The organism is Aeromonas sp. FDAARGOS 1407 (assembly GCF_019048725.1).
GTDB classification, from domain to species: Bacteria; Pseudomonadota; Gammaproteobacteria; order Enterobacterales; family Aeromonadaceae; genus Aeromonas; species Aeromonas enteropelogenes.
In genome coordinates this window covers 4,215,039-4,227,830 of record NZ_CP077399.1, presented here as the reverse complement: position 1 = coordinate 4,227,830, position 12,792 = coordinate 4,215,039, and the positions used below count along the sequence as shown (strand labels likewise).

The window sequence follows — 12,792 nt, the reverse complement described above, 5'->3', positions numbered from 1 at the left end:
ATGTTATTGCCAGTAGTAATGGCCGGGGGCTCGGGCACTCGGCTTTGGCCTTTATCACGCACCCTGTTCCCCAAGCAGTTTTTATCGCTCACCAGCTCGGCTACTATGCTGCAAGAGACGTTGCTGCGCTTAAGCCCGTTGGCGCATCAGCCGGCTTTCATCATCTGCAATCAAGAGCACCGCTTCATCGTGGCTGAGCAGCTTCGCAAGGGTAATTTGCAGCACAGTGGCATCGCCCTTGAGCCATTTGGCCGTAACACGGCACCGGCAGTGGCTATTGCCGCCCTGCATGCTTGCGCACAAGGTGACGATCCCTTATTGCTGGTGCTGGCCGCAGACCATGTGATCGCCAAACCTGCGGCATTCTGCCAAGCGGTGCAAGCTGCTATTCCCTTGGCCGAACAGGGCAAGTTGGTCACCTTTGGCATAGTACCCACCGCGCCAGAAACAGGTTATGGCTATATCCAGCAGGGGCGTGACGTGGGCCACGGCGCCAGTATGGTCGCAGCATTTGTCGAAAAACCAGACTTGACCACCGCTCAGCAATATCTGATCGATGGTCGTTATCTGTGGAACAGTGGTATGTTCTTGTTTAAAGCCTCTGTATATCTGCAAGAGCTTAAACAGCATAACCCCGCCATGTTGGCGGCCTGTGAGCAAGCGCTGGCCCTAGCGCAAGATGATCTGGATTTTATCCGTCTTGATCAGGATTCTTTTGCCGCTTGCCCGGATGATTCCATCGACTATGCGGTGATGGAAAAAACCGCCAATGCAGTGGTGATGCCGCTGGATGCCAACTGGAGTGATGTCGGTTCTTGGTCTGCCCTGTGGGAAGTAAGTGACAAAGATGCGCAAGGCAATGTGCTGCACGGTGATGTATTGACCGAGCAGACTCACAACAGCTTTATCTATGCCCAACACCGCTTAACCGCTACGGTCGGCATTGATGATGTGGTGGTCATTGAAACCAAAGATGCGGTGTTAGTGGCGCATAAAGACCGAGTGCAAGAGATCAAAGGCATCGTCAATCAGTTAAAAGCAGCTAATCGTCCCGAACAATTGCAACACCGCGAAGTGTTTCGCCCTTGGGGTAGCCACGATGCAATTGCCGATGGGTTACGTTATCACGTTAAACAGTTGATGGTGAAACCCGGCCAAAAAACAGCGATGCAAATTCACCACCACCGCGCTGAACACTGGATTATTGTTTCTGGTACGGCACGGGTGACGCGAGGTGAAGAAAGCTTTTTGTTATCCGAAAACCAATCTACCTATATTCCACTTGGAGTGGCGCACGCCATTGAAAACCCAGGTAAAATCCCGCTTGAGATGATTGAAGTTCGTAGCGGCATTTATCTTGGGGAAGATGATATTGTGCGTATTCCATCTACCGGAGTGGGCTATTGATGAAGGTCAGTATTATTACTGCAACGTATAACAGTGCGGCCACCATTCATGATACTCTCACGTCATTAGAGAGCCAGACATATCCAGATATTGAATACATCATTGTCGATGGCGCCTCCAAAGATAATACCCTTGAGGTGATTAACAATAACTGCACCAGAGTAAGCAAAATCATCTCTGAGCCCGATCGTGGAATTTACGATGCGCTCAATAAAGGTATTGCAGCTGCAACCGGCGATATAGTGGGTTTTTTGCATTCGGATGATCTACTAGCTTATCCAGAAGCGATTGCAGATTTGGTTCATGTATTCAACGTCGGTGAGTATGATGCTGTCTATGCTGATCTTGAATATGTTCAGCAAAATGATATCAGTAAAGTGGTACGTCTTTGGCAAAGCGGTAATTATAAAAAGCAAAAACTAAAATATGGTTGGATGCCGGCTCACCCTACGTTTTATATGCGTCGCCGTTGCTATCAAAAATTTAATGATTTTGATTTAAGTTATAAAATCGCTGCTGATTATGATTCAATTTTACGCTATCTTTGGCGTGAAGATGTCCGAGCTGGTTACTTGCCTCAGGTGTTAATAAAGATGCGTGTAGGTGGCATCAGCAATCGTTCGCTAAGCAATATATTGCGCAAGATGCGTGAAGATATTCAAGCAATGCGCAACAATGGACTATTTTGGCCGGTGACGCTTGCATGGAAAAACCTGTCTAAAATCCCGCAATTTTTGGTTAAAAATAATGATTAATACTCAATCTATTATTTCACAAAGTGGTATTGCCTTTGGCACCAGTGGTGCCCGTGGCTTAGTAGTCGATTTCACGCCCGAAGTGTGCGCGGCTTTTACTCATGCTTTTGTTACCGTGTTACGCCAGGAATTCGCTCCTAAGCAGCTGGCGTTGGCAATCGATAACCGCCCGAGCAGTTATGCTATGGCTCAGGCGTGCGCTGCAGCCTTGCTGCAAGCGGGGGTTGAGCCGATCTATTACGGGGTGATCCCAACCCCCGCATTAGCCTATCAGGCGATGCAAGACAATATACCATGTATCATGGTGACCGGGAGCCATATTCCATTTGATCGTAACGGATTGAAATTCTATCGACCCAATGGCGAGATCACCAAGGCTGATGAATTGGCAATTTTGGCGGCTGAGGTTGAGTTTGACACCTTGTCCGTGTTGCCTGAGTTGATTGCCAGTCCGTGGGCGGCCGAAAGTTATTGTGCTCGTTACGCCTCTTTGTTTGCTGCCGATATGTTGGTGGGTAAGCGCATCGGTATTTATGAGCACTCCAGCGCCGGTCGTGAACTCTATGCCCCATTATTTAAATCTTTAGGGGCAGAGGTTGTACGTATCGAGCGTAGCGATCAGTTTGTGCCGATCGATACTGAAGCGGTAGGTGAAGAAGATAAAGCCAAGGCAAGGTTGTGGTCTGCCCAATACCAACTGGATGCAATCTTCTCTACAGATGGTGATGGTGATCGACCTTTGGTGGCCGATGAAAATGGCCAATGGTTGCGCGGCGATATTTTGGGTCTGTTGTGTGCCAGTGCTTTAAACATCGATGCCTTGGCGATTCCGGTTAGCTGTAATACCGTGATTGCCAGTTGTGGGCGCTTTAACAAGGTACAATTAACCAAAATTGGTTCTCCGTATGTGATCGCCGAGTTTGCTCAGTTAGCCAAGCAGTATTCCCGCGTAGCAGGCTTTGAGGCCAATGGTGGATTCTTGTTAGGCAGTGATATCGAGGTAAATGGCCAGTCACTGGCTGCCTTGCCAACCCGTGATGCGGTGTTGCCATTCTTAATGCTGCTTGCTTCAGCAGGTCATGATGCTATTTCTTCATTAGTATCTGCTCTTCCACAGCGTTTTACTCATTCTGATCGCATAAAAAATTTCCCTATAGAATTTAGTCATGCACTAATCTCTGAAGGAAAAGAGGACCTCGGTTTGCTGCTGAATAATCTGGGTTTATACGACAAATGTGCTGCTCATTCTGATTGCACAGATGGCCTTCGTTTATTTTTAACTGATGGCTGTATCGTTCATCTTCGTCCATCAGGTAATGCGCCAGAACTAAGGTGTTATGCAGAGGCCAATACATATGATGAGGCAAAAAAATTAGTGGATGTTTCACTGGAACGCATTTCTTTCTTAGCAGTATAAACATTTGATGTTTAGATTTTTCCTTGGTCGATTATAACTGATAATATGGTGTTATATGGAGTACTTGGTATTTTTTCTTACCGCGTTAATCATGTTGTTTATACTTCGCAAGGTGGCAAAGAAAATAAATTTGGTGGATCGCCCCAATGAGCGCAAGCAGCATCAAGGTCTGATCCCATTGGTGGGGGGCATCTCAATATATATTACTTTGATGTTGGCGCTCTGGGCGAAACCTGAACTGCTAGTTGGTTCTGACATCTACGTGCTATGTGCATCAGTGTTAGTACTTATGGGGGTTATCGATGACAAATATGATGTGGATTATAGAATTCGTCTTGTCATTCAAATCCTGATTTCTTGTGCGATGATCTTCGGCGCAGGGTTATCTCTTAAAAGCTTAGGGGGATTAGCTTTTGGTCATGAGTTAGTACTGGGACCGTTGGGTTACATTGTGACTGTTTTTGCAGTTTTGGGAGCTATTAACGCCTTTAATATGGTTGATGGGATTGATGGGCTGTTGGGTGGGCTCACCATAGCCACCTTTGGTGGGCTTGCGTATATCAACTATATTGATGAGCAGATGTGGTTGGCACGATTTTGCTTATTGATGATGATTGTTGTGCTCCCCTATATCATTCTCAACCTTGGTTTCCCCTTTGGTGTTCGTCGCAAAGTCTTTATGGGCGACGCGGGCAGTATGTTAATCGGTTTTACCGTGATATGGGTTTTGTTGCAAGGCACACAGGGGCCAAAAGCCCAGATGTATCCTGTTACTGCGTTGTGGCTTATTGCTATACCCTTGATGGATATGGTTACCATCATGGTTCGTCGCGTTCGTAAGGGGCTCTCACCTTTTAAACCTGATCGGGAACACCTTCACCATATCTGTCTGCGGGCTGGGTTGTCCTCTCGTCAAACCCTTTTCTTTATCTGTCTTTTGGCGATATTGCTTGCCGCAAGCGGGATAATGCTTGAGGCACTGAATGCTCCTGAAATAATTAGTTTGTTATTGTTTATGGTGGTTTTCTCGCTGTATTTCACTGGGGTGAACGCCATCTGGCGTATATTGGCCTGGTTGCGCAAACGTGGAGTTATTTCATCCTATGAGGCCACTTAACCTATTTTTTTATGGGGCGAGTGGTCAGCTTGGTCAAGGGTTTGAAAAAATCTTCACCTCGCGCCATCAGCGATACAAAGTGACACCAATACGTGCAGTTTTGGCTGAAACGAGTATCGTTCAGGCATCACATCGAACCCCTGCCGTCATCCTCAACGCCGCCGCATACACGGATGTGGCGGGTGCCGAGCTCGCACCCGCGCAGGCGATGCGGGTCAATGGCGAGGGGGTCGCTCGGTTGGCAGAATTGGCCAAGCAGCATAATGCCTTGCTGGTGCATTTTTCGACGGATTATGTTTTTGACGGCACTGGCAATCATCCCTGGAGGGAATCAGATAAACCTGCGCCATTAAATGTTTATGGACAGAGTAAATGGGCGGGGGAGCAGGCGATCATCGCCAGTGGCTGCCGTTATCTGATCATCCGCACCAGCTGGTTGCATAGTCCATGGCGCACTAATTTCCTCAAGACCATGTTGCAGCTCGCACACTCTCGTGACGAGCTGCAAGTGGTGTGTGATCAGATCGGTGCGCCTACCTCTGCGTCGGTGTTAGCCGAGGTGACATTGCAAGCGATAGAGAGCACCTTGGCAGCACCTGAGCTCGAAGGGCTCTACCATGTGACGGCGGCTGGCGCTGTCAGTTGGTTCGATTACGCCTGTTTTCTCTTGAAAAAGGCGAGAGCTATGGGGCTGATTGAACGGGTCCCCAGGGTTATTCCGGTTGTCAGCCACGACTATCCAAGCCATGTGCTACGTCCCTTGAATTCCAGACTCGATACACAGCTTTTTCAGCAGACGTTTGGTGTACGCTTGCCGGATTGGCGAGAGGGTGTCACATCAACGTTGCAGTCATTATTGGAGGAGCAATAATGACGCATCTATTGTGTGATCTCCCTTCTCGTAAAGGTGTTATTTTGGCTGGCGGAACGGCGACACGTCTTTATCCAGCTACGCTGGCCGTAAGCAAACAATTGTTGCCTGTCTATGATAAGCCGATGATCTATTACCCCTTGTCGGTGCTGATGTTGGCCGGGATCCGCGAGATTTTGATTATCAGTACGCCCGCCGATCTGCCTCGCTTTCGCCAGTTGTTGGGGGATGGCAGTCAATGGGGGTTAATGTTCTCTTATGCCGAGCAGCAGGTATCGGCGGGGGTGGCGCAGGCACTGCTGATTGCCGAGCCCTTTTTAGCAGGGGCGCCCGTCAGCTTGATCTTGGGTGACAACTTGTTTTATGGCGCCGAGTTGCCTGCGCAGTTACGTCAGGCGATGATGGATGATCAAGGGGCCAGGGTGTTTGCCTATCGGGTCGACGATCCGGCTCGTTATGGGGTATTAACGCTCGATGAACAGGGCAAGGCCTTGGCGATCACCGAGAAGCCTGCTCATCCCGCCAGCCATTATGCGGTGACCGGCCTCTATTTTTTTGATGCGCATGCCGTCGAGTTTGCCAAGCAGTTAACCCCTTCGGCTCGGGGCGAGTTGGAGATCACCGACATCAATCGTCGTTATTTGGTACAGGGGCAACTGCAAGTGACCTTTTTAGGCCGAGGTTGTGCATGGTTAGACACGGGCACTCCGGATAGCCTGCAAGAGGCTGGGCAGTTTATTCAGACGCTGGAAAAACGGCAGGGGTTAAAAGTGGCCTGTCCCGAAGAGATCGCCTGGCGTCAGGGATGGATTAATGATGAACAGCTGCGTGAGTTGGCCATATTATTAGCGAAAAATAGTTATGGACATTATCTACTCCGTTTACTTACCCCTCACTTTGGCACCACCCATCTCAACCGTTGAGCCTAACCGTGATTAAGAGCCGCAATGCGATGCGATATGAACCTTTGGCAATACCCGATGTGGTGCTGATCCACCATGCGCCTCATCTCGATGACCGAGGCATGTTTTTTGAAGCGTTTAGGAAGGCTGACTTTGCCCGTTATTGCAGCGAGGTAGCGTTTGTGCAACAAAACGTGAGCCATTCGCAGCAAGGGGTATTAAGGGGGTTGCATTACCAGCAGGTGAGACCGCAGGGTAAACTCATTCATGTGCTGGCGGGCACGTTGTTCGATGTGGTGGTCGATCTGCGCCCGCACAGCCAGGGCTATGGCTGTTGGCTGGGGCAGTGGCTCAGTGCGGAGCAACCCGCTGCCTTGTGGGTCCCGCCCGGTTTTGCCCACGGCTTTTATGTAACCAGTGAGTCGGCCACCCTGTTTTATCAATGCTCCGATTACTATTGCCCCGAATACGAGCGCACTATTCATTGGGCCGATCCCGCTCTGGCGATTGACTGGCCTTTGGTAGACAATATTCCGCCATTACTGTCAGACAAAGACCGTCAGGCCGCGTTTTTCGATTTCTCTCTCAACAAGCAGAAGCAATATGACTGACAACACTAACATTCCCCCCTCTACGCCGGTTCCGCAGGGCTGGCAAGCCGCGCCGCAAAACGAGATCGATTTGCGTGAACTGGTCTTGGTGCTGTGGCGACAAAAAATCGTGATCATGCTCGTGACCCTCGTCTTTGCACTGGCGGGCGTCGCTTATGCCTTGCTGGCGCCGCAGGTGTGGTCGGCCAAGGCGGTTATCATTGAGCCAAAGAGTGAAGATACGCTGCCGCTGCGGCAGGTAGCGTCGCGGGCCTCGGAGCTGGGGCTGGATGGTTTTCCTAATGGCAAAGCGCTTTATGATCAATTCTTGCTCAATTTTAACACGCTTGATAACCAGCGTGCTTATCTGCGGCAAACGCCGCAATTTAAGGCGGCAGTGCAAGAGCAGCAGCTGGATGCGCGAGGGCAAAGAATGTGGGTGAACGAGTGGAGCAAGCTGATTGCCGCTGCACCGGTCGATAAAAAAGGGGAAAAACCGGGCACTCAGCTGACCCTGTCGGCCTCTTCTGCCAGCGATTCGCTTGCGATGTTAAAGGGTTATATCGATGACCTTATTGCGATTCAGCGTGCCGAGTTAATTGCAAACTTTGAGAGTGAACGGGCGTTGAAGCTGTCGTCACTTCAGCAGCGCTATGACCTGTTGCTGGAAGATACCCAGCGCAGTATTGCACGGGAAATCACTACAACGAGCTTGTCCGATAGCTTGGCAAGGGCGGCCGGGGTAACGGCTCCGCTGGTTAACTATAACCAGAATGATGCTTTTCCAATCACGTTAGGGACCAAGGGTTTACAAGAGAAGCTGGCGTTGCTCAAGTCGATCGATGTGGCCGTCTATCAACCTAAATTGGCTGATATGAAGGTGCAGATGGCGCGTTTGCAGCAGGTGTCTCTGGATAAACTTGCGTTTCGCCCGTTCAGTTATATGGACGAACCTCATGAGCCGATGACTCGTGACAAGCCCAAGCGCCCTTTGGTGGTGGTTCTTGCGACCCTGCTTGGTGGTATGCTTGGGGTGGGGATCGTTTTGGTTCGCCATGCGTTTCGGCGGCCTGAAGACGTATAATGATGTGTGAATATGTAAAGGGGGCCGCTTGCCCCCTTTTTTGATCTGGGCCTTTCACCTCAGTGACCGGTTAACAAGGTCACAGGGGCGGCAGGCTGGGTAGTGTCATAGCAAGGAGCAGGGCAGTGACATTAACACGAATGATGATGGGATTAACTGCGCTTTACTGGTTAGGGGGCATGCATTTTTTTATGCACAATCCCGGTGGTGCCGGGCTCTATCTGCCCTTTAATGCATGGGGATGGGTTTTTGCCAGCCTGATGATTGGTATGGGGTTGTGGCAGGTGACTCTGCGTCAACATATCACTTTTTCTCCATTGCAGGCTGCACTATGGTTTGGGGCCTTGCTGCTGCTGTTGCCCATGGTTTACCCGGGATTTGAGCTGAAAGATTATGCCATTCCCCGTTTACTGGGGTTATATGCTGGCCTTCTGTTTCTATTTGGCCTTTACCAGTGGAGATTGACGCGCCCGCAGCGTGATAGCTTGCTCTATCTCATATTGATTGCCATAGCGATAGAGGCGCTGCTAGGGCTTGTTCAGTTTTATCTGCTGACACCCGGAAACTGGATTGGGTATGACACCAAGGTAAATCGTCCCTACGGTATTTTCCAGCAACCTAATGTGATGGCCAGTTTTATGGCAACGGGGATGGCTCTGGCGATCTGGTTGGAGTTACGAAGTGATGACTCACGAGTACTGATGGGTTTGCGTTATGGTGTCATATTCTCAACTGTATTGCTGTTGGTGGTGTTGCAATCTCGAGTAGGCCAGTTGGGTGGATTTTTGGCGCTGCTTATGTTGCTGCCACAACTTAGGCAACAACGAAAAATTAGACTCATATTGGGCCTTGTGTTCCTGGGCATTATTTTAGGCCTTTTATCCCAGTATTTGATGGCAGGCGTAAAGCGTGGGTTGGAGATCTACCAGTCTGGCGGAATGCGCTCTATTTACTGGCCCTACGCATTGAAGCTGGTGAGTGAACAACTTTGGACAGGATGGGGCTACGGTAGCTTCGAGTCCGTTTTTCTCCATCATTATATGGCCGATAAAGCAGTGAATCCGGCCATGGTACAAATTGAGTACAACCTGGATCATCCCCACAATGAATTCTTGTATTGGGCTGTGGAGGGAGGACTCGCTCCTATGCTCGGTATGCTGATAATGGGGGGAGCGTTGTTATGGCGTCTTTCGTGTGCACCGGGGAAAAATGCCATGGCCATGCTGGCTCTGGTGACTCCTATTTTGCTTCATTCCCAGACTGAATACCCCTTTTACCATGCCATCGTATTGTGGTGGTTGCTATTGACGCTTGTCTATTTAATTGATGTTGAAGTGGAAGAGGTGAATATAGCAACCAGAAGCCAAACAACTTGGTGGGAGTGGGCTTATCGGCCCTGGTTCTTGCTGCGTTTTGTGGCGATTACCATCCCTTTATTGATTGTTCCCTTTATGCTAACAGCTCTGCATACAGCCTGGGTGGTGACCAAGTATGAAAGAGGGGGCTATAAGGAACCGACTCTGCTGCTGGATATCGTCAATCCCATGGCGTGGTTGACTCGGGTCGAATTTGACGTCAATTCGGTGCGGTTGATGGTGGGTCTGCAAACCAATAACAAGGCTGAACTGGAGGCCTATCTGGAGTGGGGGCTGGCTTTTGTACGACATACGCCACGGGCCAATATTTACGCCAACATGGTGGTTGCCCTTAATGCCCTCGGGCGTACGGATCAAGCAAACACCATGCGTCGGGAAGCACTGCAACTCTATCCTGATGATCCTCTGCTCACAAAATCAGCGGCCAAGTCGGTGATCACCGGCGTTGATCAGCCTGCAGAAAGTGACGCCAGGGCTAAATAAAGTAATTGTTGAGCTACCAAAGCCTGCTTCTGTCAAGAGCAGGCTTTTTTTGTTGCCGTGCTTGAGGGGCGGCTGCCATATTCTTCTGGTTGGGATGGCTGTGTCGGGTAATGATGCTTGATGCCTGCCATTAATCGCAAAGGTTACCTCAAAAGGAGTGGGTGAGTATTCAACAGATTGATTTTAATCGGTTATTGCCAGGGTTTCATTTGGTTGCTATATATTAAGGCTCCGCCTCGCAATAGCGGCATGCAAATCAGAGATAAGCAAAACACAGGTGTTTAATATGCTGGTGATGTTAAAAAGGAGCTGTGTTATCTAGGGCGAATGATTGCCTGGCATCTGTTGTTACATTGCTTCAGCGCCCCTGTGGCTATGCTGAATGGAGTATTAATGGGGTATGTAATAGTGTGCTTTGCGATGAATCCGATGCTCATTTCTGATTGACGCCGAGCTTTTTTTTCTATGGTTTTGTTATCAATCGTGGTTGCTGTCGATAGACTATGGTAAAAATGGACTCTAATACAGAAAAACTGTATGTCGTTATGAATTGTCCATGCTATTCTGAAACTGTTATCCCTGTGATCGATTTTTTGTGAGGAAATAATGAACGAGTTTCTGAAAGTTCTGCTGAACATTCGCAGTCTGCGTGCCGCTATTCGTGAGCTGCCATTTGAGCAGCTGCTGGAAGCTAAAGAGAAGTTTGATCTGGTTTATCAAGAGCGCGCCGACTCTGTTGAGCAGGAGCGTGCCGAGCAGGAAGAGCGCCAGCGCAAACTGAATGAATTCACCGAAATGCTGCAGCAAGCAGGTATTGATCCCCGTGAATTGCTGGCTACTGCGGCTGCTCCGGCTGCTACTGGTACCACCAAGAGCAAGCGTGCTCCGCGTCCGGCCAAATACAAGTATGTAGAAGATGGCCAGGAAAAAACCTGGACTGGCCAGGGCCGTATGCCTAAAGCCATTGCAGCTGAAGTTGCACTGGGCAAAGATCTGAGCGAGTTTCTGATCTAATTCGTTGCGCCAAGCAATCTGATAATGCCGCCTTTGAGCGGCATTATTTTTGTGCGTTATTAATGTTAACCGATGTCTCTATTCGTTATTTGATTCTCTCTTGACTCCTCTGCATTCCTTTTCTTTCGGCTTTTCCTCCCCAAGATAAATATCTGTGTCGTGATTAATTTCATGATGCGTTCCGGTATCGGCGAACCATGTAGTTTTGCAGGAGACAAGAGAAGCTGTACATTCGTAGCCATTAGCGCTTGCGTCTATTGCACGTTATCTCTGACTTTTTTGATGGGGTTTGGTAGAAGAAAAAAGGATGGGATGTTGAAGAACCGGCACACTCGCCAAGGATAATGAGTAATGTGCGGGGGAGTGGCAATAATAAGGCCCCGATCTGGCAACAACGCGGGGCCTTATGTTTATTGGGCGAGTGGGGCGTCTGTGCCCCCAATGGCCTGGTAAATTCTGGTCATCACGTTGAGTAGCTCTTTTTGTTGGGCGAGCAGGCTCTGTTCTGCCTCCCACAAGCGATTCTGCTCATCCAGCCAGGTCTGCACACCGGTGGCGCCCGCCTCGAAGCGCGCTCGGGCCAGCCGTTCAGACTCGTTGGCATAACCCAGCTGTTCCTGGAGATAGGCGAGTCGTTGCTGGCCATGATGGCGGGCCGCCAGATTGTCTTCGACTTCGACCAGCGCCGTATAGAGCTGCTTGCGAAACTCGGTCTCGGCGATCTGGTAATCAAGAGCTGAGCTGTCGATAGCGAGCCGGGTGCGGTTGTACTCAAGGAAGGGAAGAGCCAGGCTTGCCCCTAGCGTCCCGACCGGATTTTGCAGCACCTGAGCCAGCCTGTCCGACGCCGTGCTGGCGTTGCTGGTCAGGGTCAGCGACGGGTAGAAGCTGGCGCGGATCTCATCCCCCTTTGCGAAGGTCTTGCGCAGTCGCAGCTCCGCCGCTCTCACATCCGGGCGACGGGCCAGCAGATCGGCGGGAATGCCGACAGCCAGTTCGGGGATAGGCTGAAGTGCAAGGCGGGTGGGGGCATACGCCAAGGGGCCGCTGTTACGCCCCAAGAGCAGCCTCAGGGCGTTGCTGGCCTGCTCTTGCTGGGTTTTCAGCGACGCCAATTCGGCGCGCTTGCCTGCAACCTGTTGACGAGTCTGGGCCAGATCGAGCCGGGTTATGGCGCCGGCGCGGTATTTGGCCTCGGTCAACCGTTCGGTGCGCACCAGGTTGGCCAGTTGCTGCTCGCCAAGGGCGATAGCCGAGCCGAGATAACCCAGTTGCCAGTATTGTTCCAGCGTCTTGCCAATCAGCATCAGACGGGTGCTGGCCAGATCCTGTTCGCTGGCGGCCGCCTCCCAGCTTGCCTGATCCCGCACCGATGCCAGCTTGCCCCACAGGTCTACCTCATAACTGAGGCCGAGAGCGGGCCCCAGTGTGCTGCTGGAACTCCCCGTCTTCAGGTTCTTGTTAGCGCTGGCATCAAGGCTGCCAGTGACCGAGGGGGTGAGGTTGGTATCTGCCTGCTCTGCGCCAAGCTGCGCGTTTTTGAGCTTGAGTGCGGCGACGTGCATATCCGGATTGGCGGCCAGCACGGCCTCGACCAGGCGGTCGAGCTGAGGGTCATGGAATCCCTGCCACCAGGCCCCTGATTGTGCCAACTGCTGGGTGTCATACGCCTGTTGCCACTGGGGCGCGATAGCCAGCTCGGGTCTTTGATAGCTGCTGTGCTGGCTGCAGCCGCCGAGGGCCACGCAGAGGGCCAACCAGGATAATTTGTACATT

The 12,792-nt window shown here is 50.7% G+C and carries 11 protein-coding genes; 10 read left to right on the top strand and 1 reads right to left on the bottom strand.

The annotated features are described in order from the left end of the window. From I6L37_RS19740 to I6L37_RS19695, 10 genes are all read left to right on the top strand, one after another. Positions 1-1,407: a mannose-1-phosphate guanylyltransferase/mannose-6-phosphate isomerase gene (locus tag I6L37_RS19740; RefSeq protein WP_216992755.1), complete on the top strand. Its 1,407-nt coding sequence runs from the start codon at positions 1-3 to the stop codon at positions 1,405-1,407. Next, positions 1,407-2,162: a glycosyltransferase family 2 protein gene (locus I6L37_RS19735; protein WP_254203516.1), complete on the top strand. Its 756-nt coding sequence runs from the start codon at positions 1,407-1,409 to the stop codon at positions 2,160-2,162. The genes I6L37_RS19740 and I6L37_RS19735 overlap by 1 nt, the downstream gene beginning before the upstream one ends. Then, entirely contained in the window at positions 2,155-3,579 is a 1,425-nt protein-coding gene (locus I6L37_RS19730) for a phosphomannomutase (protein ID WP_216992753.1), read from the top strand. Before I6L37_RS19735 ends, I6L37_RS19730 begins: the two co-directional genes overlap by 8 nt. 55 nt (positions 3,580-3,634) lie before the next feature. After that, positions 3,635-4,696, top strand: a complete 1,062-nt coding sequence (gene wecA / locus I6L37_RS19725) for a UDP-N-acetylglucosamine--undecaprenyl-phosphate N-acetylglucosaminephosphotransferase (RefSeq protein WP_216992752.1) — start codon at positions 3,635-3,637, stop codon at positions 4,694-4,696. Further along, positions 4,665-5,567, top strand: a complete 903-nt coding sequence (gene rfbD / locus I6L37_RS19720; RefSeq protein ID WP_216992751.1) for a dTDP-4-dehydrorhamnose reductase — start codon at positions 4,665-4,667, stop codon at positions 5,565-5,567. Before wecA ends, rfbD begins: the two co-directional genes overlap by 32 nt. Next, complete coding sequence (gene rfbA / locus I6L37_RS19715; RefSeq protein WP_216992750.1) at positions 5,567-6,490, top strand: glucose-1-phosphate thymidylyltransferase RfbA; 924 nt, start codon at positions 5,567-5,569, stop codon at positions 6,488-6,490. The genes rfbD and rfbA overlap by 1 nt, the downstream gene beginning before the upstream one ends. Positions 6,491-6,498: 8 nt before the next feature. After that, a complete protein-coding gene (rfbC, locus tag I6L37_RS19710; RefSeq protein ID WP_254203515.1) occupies positions 6,499-7,080 on the top strand; it encodes a dTDP-4-dehydrorhamnose 3,5-epimerase in 582 nt (193 codons plus the stop codon). Then, entirely contained in the window at positions 7,073-8,143 is a 1,071-nt protein-coding gene (locus I6L37_RS19705) for an LPS O-antigen chain length determinant protein WzzB (RefSeq protein ID WP_216992749.1), read from the top strand. The genes rfbC and I6L37_RS19705 overlap by 8 nt, the downstream gene beginning before the upstream one ends. A 140-nt stretch (positions 8,144-8,283) precedes the next feature. Continuing rightward, positions 8,284-10,002, top strand: coding sequence for a PglL family O-oligosaccharyltransferase (locus tag I6L37_RS19700; RefSeq protein WP_216994217.1), 1,719 nt, complete (start codon positions 8,284-8,286; stop codon positions 10,000-10,002). A 606-nt stretch (positions 10,003-10,608) separates the two neighbouring features. Next, positions 10,609-11,016: an H-NS family nucleoid-associated regulatory protein gene (locus tag I6L37_RS19695; protein WP_061475545.1), complete on the top strand. Its 408-nt coding sequence runs from the start codon at positions 10,609-10,611 to the stop codon at positions 11,014-11,016. A 410-nt stretch (positions 11,017-11,426) separates the two neighbouring features. On the opposite strand, the gene I6L37_RS19690 is transcribed toward I6L37_RS19695, so the two are convergent. Then, entirely contained in the window at positions 11,427-12,791 is a 1,365-nt protein-coding gene (locus I6L37_RS19690; protein ID WP_216992748.1) for an efflux transporter outer membrane subunit, read from the bottom strand. Position 12,792 lies beyond the last annotated feature (1 nt).